Raw genomic sequence first — 14072 nt, forward strand, 5'->3', positions numbered from 1 at the left:
GTTACGGTTTGTAGATTTGGTCGAATACGCCGCCGTCACTAAAATGCGTCTTTTGCGTTTTCGCCCAGCCGCCGAACGGCTCATCATCGATGGTAAACAGGTTTACTTTGGAGAACTGGTTCTCGTACTTCTTCGCGACCGACTCCAGACGCGGACGGTAGTAGTTTTTGGCCGCAATTTCCTGCCCTTCCTCCGAGTACAAATAGTCCAGATACGCCTGCGCCACTTCGCGGCTGCCTTTCTTGTCGACCACTTTGTCGACGACGGCGACCGGAGGCTCGGCAAGCACGCTGATCGAAGGCGTGACGATCTCGAATTTGTCTTTGCCGAACTCGTTGATGGACAGATACGCTTCGTTCTCCCAGGCGATCAGCACGTCGCCGATACCGCGCTGGACGAAGGTCGTGGTCGCATCGCGCGCGCCGGAATCGAGCACCGGCACGTTTTTGAACAACTGCTGCACGAATTCCTTCGCCTTGGCTTCGTCTTTATTGTTCTTCTGGTAGGCGTATCCCCAAGCGGCCACATAGTTCCAACGGGCGCCACCGGACGTTTTCGGGTTCGGCGTAATGACTTGCACGCCCGGCTTGATCAGATCGTCCCAATCCTTGATGCCCTTCGGGTTGCCTTTCTTCACGAGGAAGACGATGGTCGAAGTGTACGGGGAGCTGTTATTTTTCAGCTTCTTCTGCCAATCCGCTTGCAGGAGCCCCGCTTGCTGAATCGCGTCGATATCGTAGGCCAGTGCGAGCGTCACCACATCCGCTTCCAGCCCGTCGATGACCGAACGGCCCTGTTTGCCGGAGCCGCCGTGCGATTGCTTGAAGGTGACGTCCTGCCCCTTCGTCTTTTTCCAATAGGCGGCAAACGCTTTATTGTAGCTTTGATACAGCTCGCGCGTCGGGTCGTACGAGACGTTAAGCAGCTCGATCGGCTTTGCCGCAGAAGCCGCAGGCTTCGTGCCGTCACCAGAAGCCGGGGAAGCTCCGCCCGAATCCGGTTTGGCGCCGCCGCACGCCGTCAGCCCGACGAGCGATATCGTAAGTACGCTGAATAATGACCATTTACCGAACAACCGTAGCACGTTATTTGTGTGAGCGCGCATAACCTTTTCTCTCCCCATTTATCAATTCTGCTTATAATTTCCGTTTATCGGATCGGAGGGGCGGGTCAATCGCCCACAGCACATTATATGGCGTTCCGGTTGTCCGGTGACTAACTAATAATTCCGATAAACTTACTTAGTTATGTCAGTATATTAGCATCGGCCCTGTGTCCTGTCAATCGCTTTTTTTGGGTTTTTTTCACTGTTTAGTCATAAAAAAAGAGGAGCCAGATCGCTCCCCGTTCTCCCTAGAATTTTCAATTTTCCGAATCGTCCCTTTGCCACGGCTCTTCCCAGGCTAGTGCCAATAATATTGCTCCACAACGATAGCCCCTACCAAGATCGCACCGTTTAAATCGATCTGGCTCCGACTCATCTTTTCAAATATTGCTGTGCAATAGTTTTTCGCCTCGGCAGCTCCCGTCGGGCCTGAAAAGGACGCCAAGTGGAGATGGTATTGTTGTGTCTCCGGCTTCCAATATTCCTTCGGGACGGCCCCGTTCCGAAGAACATACAATTCACCCGTATGATTCACAGACCACCCTTGAAGCCCGTCCGAATCCATCAAAAATGCCCGTTCCAAGATCGTCAGCCCGGTGTACCCCATAGGCATCGCTTTGGACAATTCACGGTTATGGTAGTCAAAGTCACTTAGATCGTCCGAAAGATAGGACAGGCATTTTCCCCGATTGGACAAATAAGCAAAATAGGCCCCCTTCGAATCCCGCGAAAATACGTTATGCCGTGAATGCTTCGGATAATCGCAATACAATGACAAGTTCGCTTCCCCTTCCAGTCCGTGCAATTCCGGTTTTACGGCTGCAATTCCTTGACAAACAACACCCGGTCTTGCCCTTTCCCGTCATAATTGGCCGTCACCTGCACTCCGTCTACCTCGGCAGTTCCCTTATCCATCCGGAAGCCCATGCGGGTATGAAAGGCAATGGATGTTTTATTGACCGGCGACGTGACGCAGCGCACGATCTCGCATCCCTTCTCACGAGCCTTGTCGAAGAACATCCCGTACAGGCGTTTGGCGATGCCGTCTTTCCGATGCTCCGGATGCACGCCAATAAAATGAATATAGGCCTGCTCCGGATACGTCTGGGAGACAAAGCCGATTAAAAAGCCGATGATTTGACCATCCTGCTCGGCTACAAAGCTTGTATTTTGAAAATGCTGAAAAAACAGCTTCGGCAGCATGTCGGCCATCGGCCGGCCGCCCCACCAATCGTCGATCACGGAGATCACAGGTATGTAATCGGATTCGAGCACATGCCGGAAATGCATAGACAACTCACTCTCCATTTCTTTACTCTTCAAACAAAAGACAGCGCCCCTTCGCGGGTACACTGTCTTCGATGATGGCAGCCTAGCTGTATTAATGCTTTTCCGTTCCTGCTTCGCGGGATTCCGCCGGCGCGCAGTCGCCGCAGTAGCCCAAAATTTCAAACCGGTGATTGACGATTTGAAAATCGGACGGCAGATTGTCGATCTGCTTCATCGGGCAAAATTCGAAAGGCACCGTTTTCTCGCAGTTCATGCAAATGAGATGATGATGATGGTGCGACTGGCAGCGGGCGCGGAATTTCAGTCCGTCGTTTAAGTAAATTTGTTCCAGAACACCCATCTCGCTCAGCAGGCGCAGGTTGCGGTACACCGTATCGAAGCTGACGCCGGGATAAGGCTGCTTCATATAATCATAAACGTCCTTGGGGGACAAATAGCCGGTCGCTTCGGCGAACAAGGCGGCAAGGCTCTTCCGTTGGTCGGTAATGCGCCAGCCTTTGGCCGACATGGCCTTCAAAATATCTTGAACGGTCGACTGAACCTCATGCTCGTGATTTCCCATACCTACCTCTTCCCTATGAATACGCTATCGGATACTACTAATAATGCCTGAATCCGCAGCGGGAGTCAAGGTTACCGGCCTTCCAGAGCCGCCAGCTCGGCCGCCAGAGAGGACCGGTCAAAGTGCTCGCCGATAAACACCGCCACGCTGGGCAGCTCTTCCTTCGGCGCTATTTTCACGAAATCCATCTCGCGGTACGCATATTGGAACAGGAACGGACTGACCGTATCGGTGAACCGCAAAATGCCTTTGGCCCGGTAAATTTCCTGCGGGAGCCGTCCGATCAGCGCTTCAAACCGCTCGCTGTCCACCGGCCGTGCGAAGTAATGCGTATAGACCATCACATGCTCGTGACTATGGTGATGCGCATCGCTTCCGTGCTCGTGGTCATGATCATGACCTCCGGTTCCGCAGGCTCCGCCCTCCGCATGCTCATGTCCGCAGCCGCAAGCGGAAGCCGCCTGGTGCCGCTCCGCTACGCCGCCTTCAAGGCGGTCGAACAAGGACAGCTCGATCTCGCAGCGCACGGTCGGCAGAATCGGGGCTGCCGGATTCAGCTCCCGGATCAGCGTATCCAGACGCACGAGCTCCGCCGGGGGCACAAGATCCGTCTTGTTGAGCAAAATGCGCGTCGCGCAGCGAATTTGATCCTGCATGAGCCGGAACGTCTTGCCCACCGGACTGTGCGAGCGCTCGCTGAGCTGCGCCGCATCGACGACCGTAATGACCGACTTCAGCTCCACCTTCGTCAGGAGCGAAGCATCCGTGACACCGTCCAGCATCTCGATCGGGTTGGCCGCTCCCGTGCATTCCACAAACACGACGTCCGGCCGATGCTCCTCGATCAGCTGCTTCAGCTCCATGCCCAGATCGCCGCGAATCGTACAGCAGATGCAGCCGCCGAGCATTTCGGTCATCGGTACGTCCTCGTCCACGAGCATCCCGTCCAGGTTCACGTCGCCCAGCTCGTTCATCAGAACGGCGGGCTTCCTGCCGCTCAGCTTATAATAATCCAGCGCCCGGGTCAGCAGCGTCGTCTTGCCGCTGCCCAAAAATCCGGTCAAAATATGAACCGGAACCGATCGTTCTTCCTTCAAGTCGATACACCGCTTTCCGTTTATGTTCACAAGTCAGGCGTTGCCCTTCTTTTTTTCAAATTTTACTCCGTCCGATTGGCCCTGTCAATTAATCGTAATTTTTATTATTAAAATCTTGACCGGTCAAGTTACTTTAACAATTCGAGGATCGTCACGATACAATGGTCCGCAACCGAACGTTCAGGACGGGATTTCATCAGCACGGTAAGTCCGATGACCGACACGAGCAAAGTGTGGGCCAACACCTTGGCGCTGCCGACTTGCTTCAGCTCTCCCGACTGTATTCCACGTTCGATCGTTTCTTGAAACAGGGCAGCCAGATACATCTGATGCTCTCTGGTGAGAACCTCGAGTTTGGCGTCATGCGGCGCAAGCTCCACCATGACGTTGATGCAGAAGCATCCCTTGTAGGGCCCTTCCTCCTCTGCTTCCGCCGCAATCCCTTCGAAATAGGACCGGAACGCTTCCTTGACGGAAGAAGCGTTTTGCAGCTTGGACCGGACGTAGGAGGAGTGAGCGCGCGTATATTTGCGCAGCGCAGCTTCGAACAGCTCCTTCTTGTCTCCGAAGGCCGAATAAAGGCTTGGGCGCTGTATGCCCATTCCGGACGTGAGATCGCTTAAAGAAGTCGCTTCGTACCCCTTCTCCCAAAATAGCCGCATTGCGGCATCCAAAGCCTTGTCTTCATCAAACGCCCTTGGCCGTACCATAAGAATAGCCTCATTTCATATCGATTAGTATACAATGATTTTAGGCCTTGAAACCGCTGTTGTCAAATTCCGCCGGCGTTCCGCAGACGCACTACACTGGAATTTCAGCTCACTTCCCGGTCAATCTACCTCTTGACAGCAGACTTGAACGAGAGTTATATTTACGAAGCACATTACATACCAAACGGTACAATATACTTCTTGGTACAAAATACTTATACTATTCAGGAGGTTAAAACGATGGATACGCTTGAAAAAAAGACGGGGCTTCTTGCTGGAGACCGCAGCGGGGCAAAACCGGAGGTGCCGCAAGGGCCTTTAGCCGCAGAGGAACAGGCTTCCGCGCCGGCGATGTCTCGCTCTGTCGAGCTGTTGTTTGCCATCGCCTGCGGGCTAGCTGTCGCCAACGTCTACTATGCGCAGCCGCTGCTCGACGCGATGGCAAGCGAGCTTGGCATTGACCGCGCCGCCGTAGGCATTGTCATCACGGCCACTCAGATCTTCTATGCGCTGGGACTGCTTATGCTCGTCCCGCTCGGGGACCTGGTAAACCGCAGGAAACTGATCGTCGGCCAAATGCTGCTGTCCGTATTGGCGCTTATCGTGGTCGGCACCGCCTCTACCGCCGCCGTGCTGCTCGCAGGCATGGGTGCGGTCGGCCTGCTTGCCGTGGTGACGCAAGCACTTGTGGCCTACGCTTCGACGTTGGCTGCGCCCTCCGAGCGAGGTCGGGTCGTCGGCCTGGTAACAAGCGGTGTGGTGATTGGCATTCTGCTTGCCCGAACCGTCGCCGGAACGCTGACCGATCTCGCAGGCTGGCGTTCGGTGTATTTCGTCTCAGCCGGATTGACAGTGCTCATGGCCGGGCTCTTGCTCCGGGTACTGCCGCGTGAAGATCACGGGAAGGTGTCGATGACGTATCCTCAACTGCTGCGCTCCGTATTCGCTTTATTCGTACAGGAGCCGGTGCTGCGCATCCGCGGTATCATCGCGATGCTTATTTTTGCCTCGTTCAGCGTGCTGTGGACCTCGCTCGTGCTGCCGCTCAGCTCGCCGCCGTTGTCGCTTTCCCATACCGCGATCGGGTCGTTCGGACTCGTGGGCGTAGCGGGAGCGTTAACGGCGGCGCGTGCAGGACGGCTCGCAGACCGCGGCTTCGGACAGCGGACCACCGGTATCGCGCTGACGCTGCTGCTGGTTTCGTGGCTGCCGATCAGTCTGACCGAACGCTCCCTATGGGCTCTGATCGCCGGAGTGGTTCTCTTCGATCTCGCGGTGCAAGCCGTGCACGTCACCAATCAGAGCATGATTTACAACGTGCGCCCGGAAGCACGCAGCCGTCTCGCCGGCGCGTACATGATCTTCTATTCGATCGGCAGCGCGGTCGGCTCGATTTCCTCGACGCTCATGTACGCGCGGGCCGGTTGGACCGGCGTCTGTCTGCTGGGCGCGGCCATAAGCGGTCTTGCGCTGCTGTTCTGGGGGCTGACCCGGCGCTTGACGTCCGCATGAACTTGGACAATACCCTTTTTCTTCGGTAGTCCACTCCTTTTTTTTGAAGACTCATATGAATATATGGAGTCCATCGAAAAGGAGGTTGGGCCTATGCGTGATAAATGGAAAAAGCCAGCGTTCATTCTAGGTGTTCTTGGTGGCGCGAAGCTTGCCTTGGGCAGCTTCGGATACGACATCCCCGACAATCTCACTAACGATATCGCGAATGGAGTCAGCGCCGTTCTCGTTCTCGTCGGCATTATTGTTGATCATGGCAAACCGAAAGACGGCACCGTATAACCATCCGATCTCCTCGGACTTAACGCCCTCGCATGCGAGAGGCGTTTCTTTATGGGCTGATCAATTGTAGATGGCAACAATAAAAAGGCCGATGGGCAAATTTTTCTGGTAGCCGGCTCATATAAATAATCCGAAGGCTTTGGAAGCATACGGCCCTTGAAAGGCGGCAAAAGGGCTGCGTTCCGCAAGCGTCCTCGGACTTCTAATTTGAATCCGCGGAGCGTGGAGCGTACTATGGAAGGAAACGTTTCTTTAAGAAGAAGTCGGTTACCGTTATGTATGAAGGAAAGCGAGGGATACGCATGTCTGTCCGCACCCCGAGTCGGCCTACGATTCAAATCGATCCGACCTTTGCTTATTATCTCGGCCGTTCCCCCGAAAGCGTCGCCTCCGAGCTGGAACTGGCCGGATTCCGTACCGTGCGCTATTTTGTGACGGATGAAACCCGGGTGAACGGCCGGCTCGTAGCGGCGCTTCGCGAGCGCGGCATGGACGTCTGGGCGATGGTGATCGGCAACGGGACGTTCACGACCGAAAATTTGCCTCCGGATTGGCCGGAGTGGCAAATGACGCTGCTGAAGCCGGTCAACGACGGGTTTACCCGACTGTCCCCTTTCAGCCACCGCTATATGTCATGGAAAAAAGCGGCGGCCGCCCATCTCGTTCGCACGCATCCGTTTACGGGGTTCGAGGTGGCCGAGCCGTATTTTCCCGAGTGGAACGGACTCGCAAGCGGCGTGTACGGCGATGTCGGCCCGTATGCCCGGGCGGCGTTCAAGCAGTTCAGCGGCAGCGACATGCCGGAATTTCGTTACTCCTCCTCTCCGCTGTACTACAAAAAGGACCGCGGCCGTTACTTGCTGTGGATCGAATTTCGGGTACAGGCGGTGAACGCCTTTCTGAACGAGCTGATCAACGGATCCGGCGGGGTCCGCGAGACGAGACCCGATATCAAAATCGCAACGTGGTCCCTTGCGGTGGATGCCGGTCAAGACCCCGTCGGAGCGCTTCGCGAGTATCAGGGCGTGGATGCCGTTGAAATGATCCGGACGGTCCGCCCGGACGCCCACATGCTCCAGACCCATTGGCCCGACTGGATGCGGGTGCATCTGCCGCCCGATTACATAAGACACTACCGGCCCTTCGCGGAGAGCATCCGTGCCGTTCATCCGGGCATCCCGCTGGGCATCCAGACGGATATCGGTTCGCTGGCCCGGATGCGACGCAGCCGAACCTGGATCCGGGAGTTCGCCAAATCGGCGGGCGAGCTCGGTTACCGGTTCTGGACGGCCTACGAGTATTCCATCAGCCTGCCGATGTACCGGGAACCGCCCCGGGTGCTGCGGGTCCACCGTCCGGACCGCCAGCTGGCGGTGCTGGAGTTCAACAAGCGCGTGGATGCCGAATCCGCCGCAGAACCTTGGCATTACCGCTGCGTCGCCGGCGGACAGCCGCTGGAGCTTGCGATCCGCGTCATTCAAGTAGACGGCAATGTCGTTGTATTGCAAGCCGATTTTCCACGCGTGTCGTTCGAGCTGTTCGCGGAAGGAGTCCGCGATACTCCCGAGCTGAGGCTCATTCCCGACGAGTCGGGGAACGAATCGCCCCAAGGCTTTCCGATCCCGGTTGCGGGCTGGTACTAAGAGTTGGTCATTTCTCCGGTCGTGGGTTATAATGGAAGAAATCCATCAATCGACAGGAGATGTATGCAAGTTGACTTTATCGTCTTGGAAAGAAGAGCGGGCCAACGCCATCAGCCACGGCATCGGCGCCGGGCTCAGCGTCGCAGCTCTCGTTCTGCTGCTGCTTCATTCGCTGCAGAACGGCACGGTCTGGCATATCGTCAGCTTTACCGTATTTGGCGTCTCTCTCATTCTGCTGTACGTCTGCTCCACCTTGCTGCATAGCGCCCGCAAGGCGCGCTGGATCGATCTGTTCGAAATTATGGACCACTCCGCCATCTACGTGCTTATCGCAGGCACCTATACCCCGTTCTTGCTCGTGACGATTCGCAGCCCTCTGGGGTGGAGCTTATTCGGCGTCGTATGGGGACTTGCGCTGCTGGGCATCGTGTTCAAGCTGTTTTTCGTCAAGCGGTTTAACGTCCTCTCGACGCTGTTCTATATCGCGATGGGCTGGATGGTCATGTTCGCGTTTCGTCCGCTTCAGGAGCAGCTTCCCGCAGCCGGAATCGGCTGGCTGGTCGCCGGAGGGCTGCTGTATACGGCCGGCACAGTCTTTTATTTATGGCGCAAGCTCCCTTATGCCCACACCGTATGGCACGTGTTCGTGCTAGGAGGAAGCATCTGCCACTTTTGTTCCGTCTATTTCTACGTGCTGCCTTGGTAAGGCATGACGGCAAAAAAGCTTTCACGCAGACTCTGCGGTGAAAGCTTTTTGTATGTCTGTAACCTCGACGTTATTTGCGGAGGCGCTTGAACCGGTAATACAGGAAGCAGCCGAGACAAAAGCCGCATAGAGCCGCGAGCGCGGCAAGCGCCACGATGCCGGCGAGAACGTATCCGAGCCAGCCGCCGGGATTCACCCAAAACGCAAACAGCGACAAGGTAAGGAGCACGACGGTTATCGCGTTGTTGAGCCGCAGCAGCTCCCGCGACTCGCTAGGCGCGCCCGCCACACGGCTGCGGAGCAGCGGGGCGGCGAGCTGTACGATCAGATTGGCGCGAATGCCCTGCCACAAGCCAAGCACTTGAATCGCCCACAAGGCGGCGATCAGCGACGGCTGGCGCAGCGCTACCGCAAGCACAACCAGCAGGACAATGCCGGCCTGGTTCGCGCGGACGTACGGAATGGGAATTTCTTTCATAGGCGCTCGAATTCACCCCACGATAAAAATAGCTTTCCTCGGTCGGGAGCCTGCCGCGCCGACGTATGCTTGCCGACGGCCAAGCTCCTAAGAGGAAACCGGCTCCAGCCTAAGCTGTCCCGTGTTCGGGTCCTGCAGCACGAGCCGCCCTTCGACCGGCCGTCCCCGCTCGTCGACCAGCCTCATCAGCGCGGTGCGCCCGTGCTTCAACAAATACGCGATGGCAGCGTCCGTCAGCGAGGCTCCGAAGCTGTCCTTCCAGATCACGAAGGTGCAGCCCGTCTTGTACGCGCTGCAGCCATAGCCGCGCTTGCCGCGGATGATGCTGCCGCGGCAGCCCGCGCGCGGGCACGCGCCCAGCGCCGCCACCGGCGCTGGGGCGGCCGGCTGCGGCGCCGGCGCTGCGGCGCCTTCGCCGCCCGGGGCGGACCGTGCGCGCTGCGCATTCGCGGGGCGCACGGCTTCCGCCGCAGGCGGCTCGTCCGCGGCCGCAGCTGCGCGCGCGCTGCGCTTGCCCCGCGCGGAGCCGGACGCGCGGGCGGTGCCCTCCGGCGCGGCCTTGGCCGCCGCGCCGCTTTTGCGCCGCTGGCGCGGGGCGTTCGAAGGCGCATCGCCTTCGAACGCCTGCTTCGCCGCAGGCTTCTGCCCCCGCACCTTCTCGACGATCAGGGCGGCAAAACGCTCGACGTTCTTCATGAACGTCTCGTCCGACGCCGCGCCGCGCGCGATCTCGTTCAGCCGCCGCTCCCACTGCCCGGTCATCTCCGGCGACGTCAGCAGTTCGACGCCAGCGCCGCGGATCAGCTCGACCGCCGTGCGGCCCTTCGGCGTGATCGCGATGCGCTTGCCCTGCATGACGACGTAGCCGACCTGCTTCAGCCGCTCGATGACGGAAGCGCGTGTCGCCGGCGTTCCAAGCCCGGAATCCTTCATCGCGTCGCGCAGCTCCTCGTCCTCGATCTGCTTGCCCGCGCTCTCCATCGCCTTCAGCAGCGTGCCTTCGGTATACGCCTTCGGCGGCTGGGTCTCCTTCTCCTTCGCCGCGCTGTCCTTGCACAGCACGTCCTGCACCGGATCAAGCGCGAACGGCGCGTCGGTCTCCTCCTCGGCGACGGCATCCTCTTCCTGCTCCCGGTCGGCTTTGCCCTTGCCCCGGGACGGCTTTTCTTTTTCCTTTTTCTGGTCGGCATAGATGACCTTCCAGCCCAGAGACAGCAGCTGCTTCACCGTGCTCTTGAATCGTTCGCCCTCGGCCAACGTCACGATCGTATGGAGCTTGTACATCGCCGCGGGATAAAAATGCGACAAAAACCGCCGTACGATCAAGTCGTACAGCTTTTGTTCGTCGGGCGCAAGCCCGCTTGGCATTTTGTGCGTCGGCAAAATCGCATGGTGATCTTCCACCTTGGCCGGATTGCAGACTGCTTTATTGTTTTTGTGCACCAGCTTTTTGTCCGCCTGCTGGACCAGCGGCGCATAGCCCGTCTTGCCGAGCTGGTCGAGCGCCCGATGCATCTCGGGAATGTTCTGCTCGGTCACATAGTTGGAGTTCGTCCGCGGGTAGCTGATCGCTTTATGCTTCTCGTAAAGCGCTTGGGCGAGATCAAGCGTTTTTTTGGCGGAAAAGCCGAACTTCGCATTCGCTTCGCGCTGCAGCAAAGTCAAATCGTAAAGCTTGAACGGGTACTCCTTCGTATCTTTGACGTCGTAGCTCTCGATCCGGCCGATCTTCCCTTTGACCTTGGCAGCCAGCGCCGCCGCTTTCTCGCCGTCGGTCAGCTTGTCCCCCTGCCACAGCCCGCGGTACTTCGTCTCCCCTTGCGTGAACCATGCTTCGACTTCGTAGTACTTGCTCGACGTAAACGCCTCGATCTCCCTCTGCCGGTCGTACAGTAGCGCCAGCACCGGTGTCTGCACCCGCCCGACGGACAACAGCTCGCGGTGCTTCGTCGTAAACGCTCGCGAGCCGTTCATCCCGATCAGCCAATCCGCCTCGCTCCGCGCCCGGGCCGCCCTCGTCAGCGGCTCGAATTCCGCGCCCTCGCGCAGCTCGGCGAAGCCTTTGCGGATCGTCTCCGGCGTCAGGTCGGAAATCCACAACCGCTTGACCGGATGAGACAGCTTCAGGTGCCGCTGGATGAGGGAAAAAATATGCTGCCCCTCCCGCCCGGCGTCGCAAGCGTTAATAAGCTGCCCGCTCCGTTTGGCCAGCTCGGCGATGACCTTGAGTTGGTCCTTCGTCTTCGGATTGGGCACAAGCTTGAACCGGTCCGGAATGATCGGCAAATCGTTGAAATTCCATTTTTTGTATTTATCATCGTACGCATCCGGTTCGGCGAGGCCAATCAGGTGCCCGATGGCCCAGGTGATAATATACTGCTCGCCTTCAATATGCGTGCGTTGATTTTTCGCCTTCGGCTCGATGGCAGCCGCAATATTGCGCCCCATGTCCGGCTTCTCGGCGATAACAAGCGTCTTCATCCGTCAACTTTCCTCTCCTATGCCAATGGAACTTATAGTCTATGGCACCGGCATTTGCCAAGCCGTATTTCGAAAACGTGCTTCATCATATTATACCATAACCCCCTTCCCGTCGACCCGTTCCTTGGAAAAACGCGCAAAAAAACAGCAGGCCGGTTGACCTAACCGACCTGCTGTTGCGCTGAACCTTTTAGCCCCCTTAAACGTTGAGCAGCAGCTCTTTGATTCCGTACGCGAACGTGCTTTCAAGCGGCTTTAAAGTAAAGCCCGCGCTTAACCGGAAGTCGGGATACCGCCGGATCCATTCTTTTAAGACGATCTCCGCTTCCATGCGGGCCAGCGGTGCTCCGAGACAAAAATGAATGCCCCGGCCAAAGGCCATATGCGGATTCGGCTTGCGCGGCACCACGAACTGCTCCGCATCCTGAAACTGCTTTTCGTCGCGATTGGCCGCACCCATCCAGGCGATGACGTATTCCCCTGCGCGCAGCTTTTTCCCTCCCAAGACGACGTCCTCTTGCACGATACGGAATGAAGCTTGCACGGGGGAACGGAAACGCAGCACTTCTTCAATTGCGGCAGGCAGCAACTCGTCCGGCTGATTTTTGATTTGCCGGTACACCTCCGGGTATTCCATGAACGTGTAGATCGCATTGGTAATCAAATTGGTCGTGGTTTCGTTCCCGGCAACGAGCAGCAATATGCAAAATCCGACGATTTCCTCTTCCGTCAAGCTCTGTCCATCCACACTGGCCTGAAGCAGCACGGAAATGATGTCGTCCGTGGGCTCCTGTTTTTTCTGCTCGATGATTTCCTTGAAATAGGCATAAAGCTCTCCGACCACCTGTTGCTGCTTCCGGTGCTGCTCGTTTTTGGCTTCTTCGCTGTTGTTTGCCGGCCCCGCAACGGCCTGATCGGACCAATCTTTAAATTTCCGTTTGTCTTTCGCAGGAACTCCAAGCATGGCGGCAATCACCAGAACCGGAAGAGGGTACGATAATTGCTCGACAAGATCGATTTCCCGTTTTCCTCCGACAGCATCCAGCAATTCGTTGGTAATTGCTTGAATCCGCGGCTCCCAATCCTTCATCGCTTTGGGGGTAAAAGCTTTATTGACAATGTCGCGCATCTGCGTATGCTTTGGCGGGTCGAGATTAAGGAGACCGTTCTCGAAAAGTGACTTCCCGTCGCGAAAAACACGGGACGAAAAGACCTCCTTCCGATCCAAAACCGTCTTCACTTCCTCGTAGCCGAAAACATCCCACGTGTGGCGCTCCTCATCCCAATGGACGGGGGCCTCCTCTCTCATTTTGCGATACCATTTGAACGGGTTGAAACGCTCTTCCGGAGTGCTAAGCTCGCGGACTTGACCAAAATCGGTAATAGCGGACTTTTCCATAAATAGGCCTCCCTAAAATGAACTTTGTGTTGATTAATGATCACACTGTCTATTATAGTGTTAACTGGAGACGATACCATGGACAGTCCGGCGGAAAATGTCTACTAAACAATCAAAAAACAACCTATATTTGACAACTTTTACACAACATATTGGAGCGAAAGGACTGACGGAAGTGACCGAGAATGCGAACGATCCCAGAATTGTCCGGACGATGCACATGCTGCGGGAGGCGCTGCTTGAGCTGATGGAGGAGCATGGTTTCGAACGAATCACAGTGAAGGATATCACGTCAAAAGCGGGCCTGAACCGGGGCACCTTTTATTTGCATTTTGCCGATAAATTCGATCTTCTGGAGCGAATCACCGAAGATATGATGCAGGGGCTTCGAAAGATCGCCCAAACGTTCGATCCGCTGGATTTGGTCATGCACGAGTCCCGGGATACCCCCTTTCCGTTCACGGTCCGGCTCTTCGAATATTTCGGTAAGCATGCCCGCTTTTTCAGCGTGATGCTGGGACCGAAGGGGGACCCGGCCTTTTCCGTGAAGTTCAAGGAGTTCATGCAAGTACATTTAATGGACAAGTTCAACGAGTTCCACTACAGCGATGACCGCATGCCGGTTCCGTGGGATTATTTGATGGCTTATTTAATCTCCGCGCATCTGGGCATCGTTCAATATTGGCTTGAACAAGGACGCGATTATACGCCGTGGGACATCGCCTTGATGTTCACGCGCATGACCCAACTGAGCCCCATTCAATCTGCAGGCTTGAAAAAGTAGCCCGGCAAGAGATAGAAAAAGAC

Annotated in this window: 14 protein-coding genes; 5 read left to right on the forward strand and 9 right to left on the reverse strand. The window is 56.7% G+C overall.

The annotated features are described in order from the left end of the window. Nucleotide 1 precedes the first annotated feature (1 nt). The 6 genes from NI000_RS13650 to NI000_RS13675 form a co-directional block, all read right to left on the reverse strand. Entirely contained in the window at nt 2-1105 is a 1104-nt protein-coding gene (locus tag NI000_RS13650) for a sulfate ABC transporter substrate-binding protein (protein ID WP_253411352.1), read from the reverse strand. 298 nt (nt 1106-1403) lie between these two features. Further along, nucleotides 1404-1883: a hypothetical protein gene (locus tag NI000_RS13655; protein ID WP_253411354.1), complete on the reverse strand. Its 480-nt coding sequence runs from the start codon at nt 1881-1883 to the stop codon at nt 1404-1406. A gap of 35 nt (nt 1884-1918) precedes the next feature. Beyond that, nucleotides 1919-2395, reverse strand: coding sequence for a GNAT family N-acetyltransferase (locus tag NI000_RS13660; RefSeq protein ID WP_253411635.1), 477 nt, complete (start codon nt 2393-2395; stop codon nt 1919-1921). A gap of 91 nt (nt 2396-2486) precedes the next feature. Then, entirely contained in the window at nt 2487-2957 is a 471-nt protein-coding gene (locus tag NI000_RS13665) for a Fur family transcriptional regulator (RefSeq protein WP_253411356.1), read from the reverse strand. 71 nt (nt 2958-3028) lie between these two features. Then, nucleotides 3029-4054 carry a CobW family GTP-binding protein gene (locus NI000_RS13670; RefSeq protein ID WP_253411637.1) on the reverse strand — a complete coding sequence of 342 codons (1026 nt, stop codon included), beginning with the start codon at nt 4052-4054 and terminating at the stop codon, nt 3029-3031. 128 nt (nt 4055-4182) lie between these two features. Continuing rightward, complete coding sequence (locus tag NI000_RS13675; protein WP_253411359.1) at nt 4183-4764, reverse strand: TetR/AcrR family transcriptional regulator; 582 nt, start codon at nt 4762-4764, stop codon at nt 4183-4185. Nucleotides 4765-5004: 240 nt separating this feature from the next. Here NI000_RS13675 and NI000_RS13680 point away from each other — a divergent pair, with 240 nt between their 5' ends. The 4 genes from NI000_RS13680 to trhA all read left to right on the forward strand — a co-directional run bounded on the left by NI000_RS13680 (nt 5005) and on the right by trhA (nt 8907). Continuing rightward, nucleotides 5005-6276, forward strand: a complete 1272-nt coding sequence (locus NI000_RS13680) for an MFS transporter (protein WP_253411360.1) — start codon at nt 5005-5007, stop codon at nt 6274-6276. Between the two features lie 93 nt (nt 6277-6369). Continuing rightward, on the forward strand, nt 6370-6558 hold the full coding sequence (locus NI000_RS13685) for a hypothetical protein (protein ID WP_253411362.1): 189 nt from the start codon (nt 6370-6372) through the stop codon (nt 6556-6558). Between the two features lie 302 nt (nt 6559-6860). Beyond that, nucleotides 6861-8201, forward strand: a complete 1341-nt coding sequence (locus NI000_RS13690) for an N-acyl-D-glucosamine 2-epimerase (protein ID WP_253411364.1) — start codon at nt 6861-6863, stop codon at nt 8199-8201. 31 nt (nt 8202-8232) lie between these two features. Next, nucleotides 8233-8907, forward strand: a complete 675-nt coding sequence (gene trhA, locus NI000_RS13695) for a PAQR family membrane homeostasis protein TrhA (RefSeq protein WP_253411366.1) — start codon at nt 8233-8235, stop codon at nt 8905-8907. A gap of 70 nt (nt 8908-8977) precedes the next feature. On the opposite strand, the gene NI000_RS13700 is transcribed toward trhA, so the two are convergent. The 3 genes from NI000_RS13700 to NI000_RS13710 form a co-directional block, all read right to left on the reverse strand. Beyond that, nucleotides 8978-9385 (reverse strand): DUF4395 domain-containing protein, encoded by a 408-nt coding sequence (locus NI000_RS13700; protein ID WP_253411368.1) that lies wholly within the window; start codon nt 9383-9385, stop codon nt 8978-8980. Nucleotides 9386-9472: 87 nt separating this feature from the next. Continuing rightward, nucleotides 9473-11866 carry a type IA DNA topoisomerase gene (locus NI000_RS13705; protein WP_253411370.1) on the reverse strand — a complete coding sequence of 798 codons (2394 nt, stop codon included), beginning with the start codon at nt 11864-11866 and terminating at the stop codon, nt 9473-9475. A gap of 199 nt (nt 11867-12065) precedes the next feature. After that, nucleotides 12066-13265 (reverse strand): cytochrome P450, encoded by a 1200-nt coding sequence (locus NI000_RS13710; RefSeq protein WP_253411372.1) that lies wholly within the window; start codon nt 13263-13265, stop codon nt 12066-12068. A 130-nt stretch (nt 13266-13395) separates the two neighbouring features. Between NI000_RS13710 and NI000_RS13715 the strand changes: the two genes are divergently transcribed. Further along, nucleotides 13396-14049 carry a TetR/AcrR family transcriptional regulator gene (locus NI000_RS13715; RefSeq protein ID WP_253411374.1) on the forward strand — a complete coding sequence of 218 codons (654 nt, stop codon included), beginning with the start codon at nt 13396-13398 and terminating at the stop codon, nt 14047-14049. Nucleotides 14050-14072 lie beyond the last annotated feature (23 nt).

Origin of the sequence: Paenibacillus tyrphae, assembly GCF_024158745.1 — a bacterium.
Taxonomy (GTDB): domain Bacteria; phylum Bacillota; class Bacilli; order Paenibacillales; family NBRC-103111; genus Paenibacillus_G; species Paenibacillus_G tyrfis_A.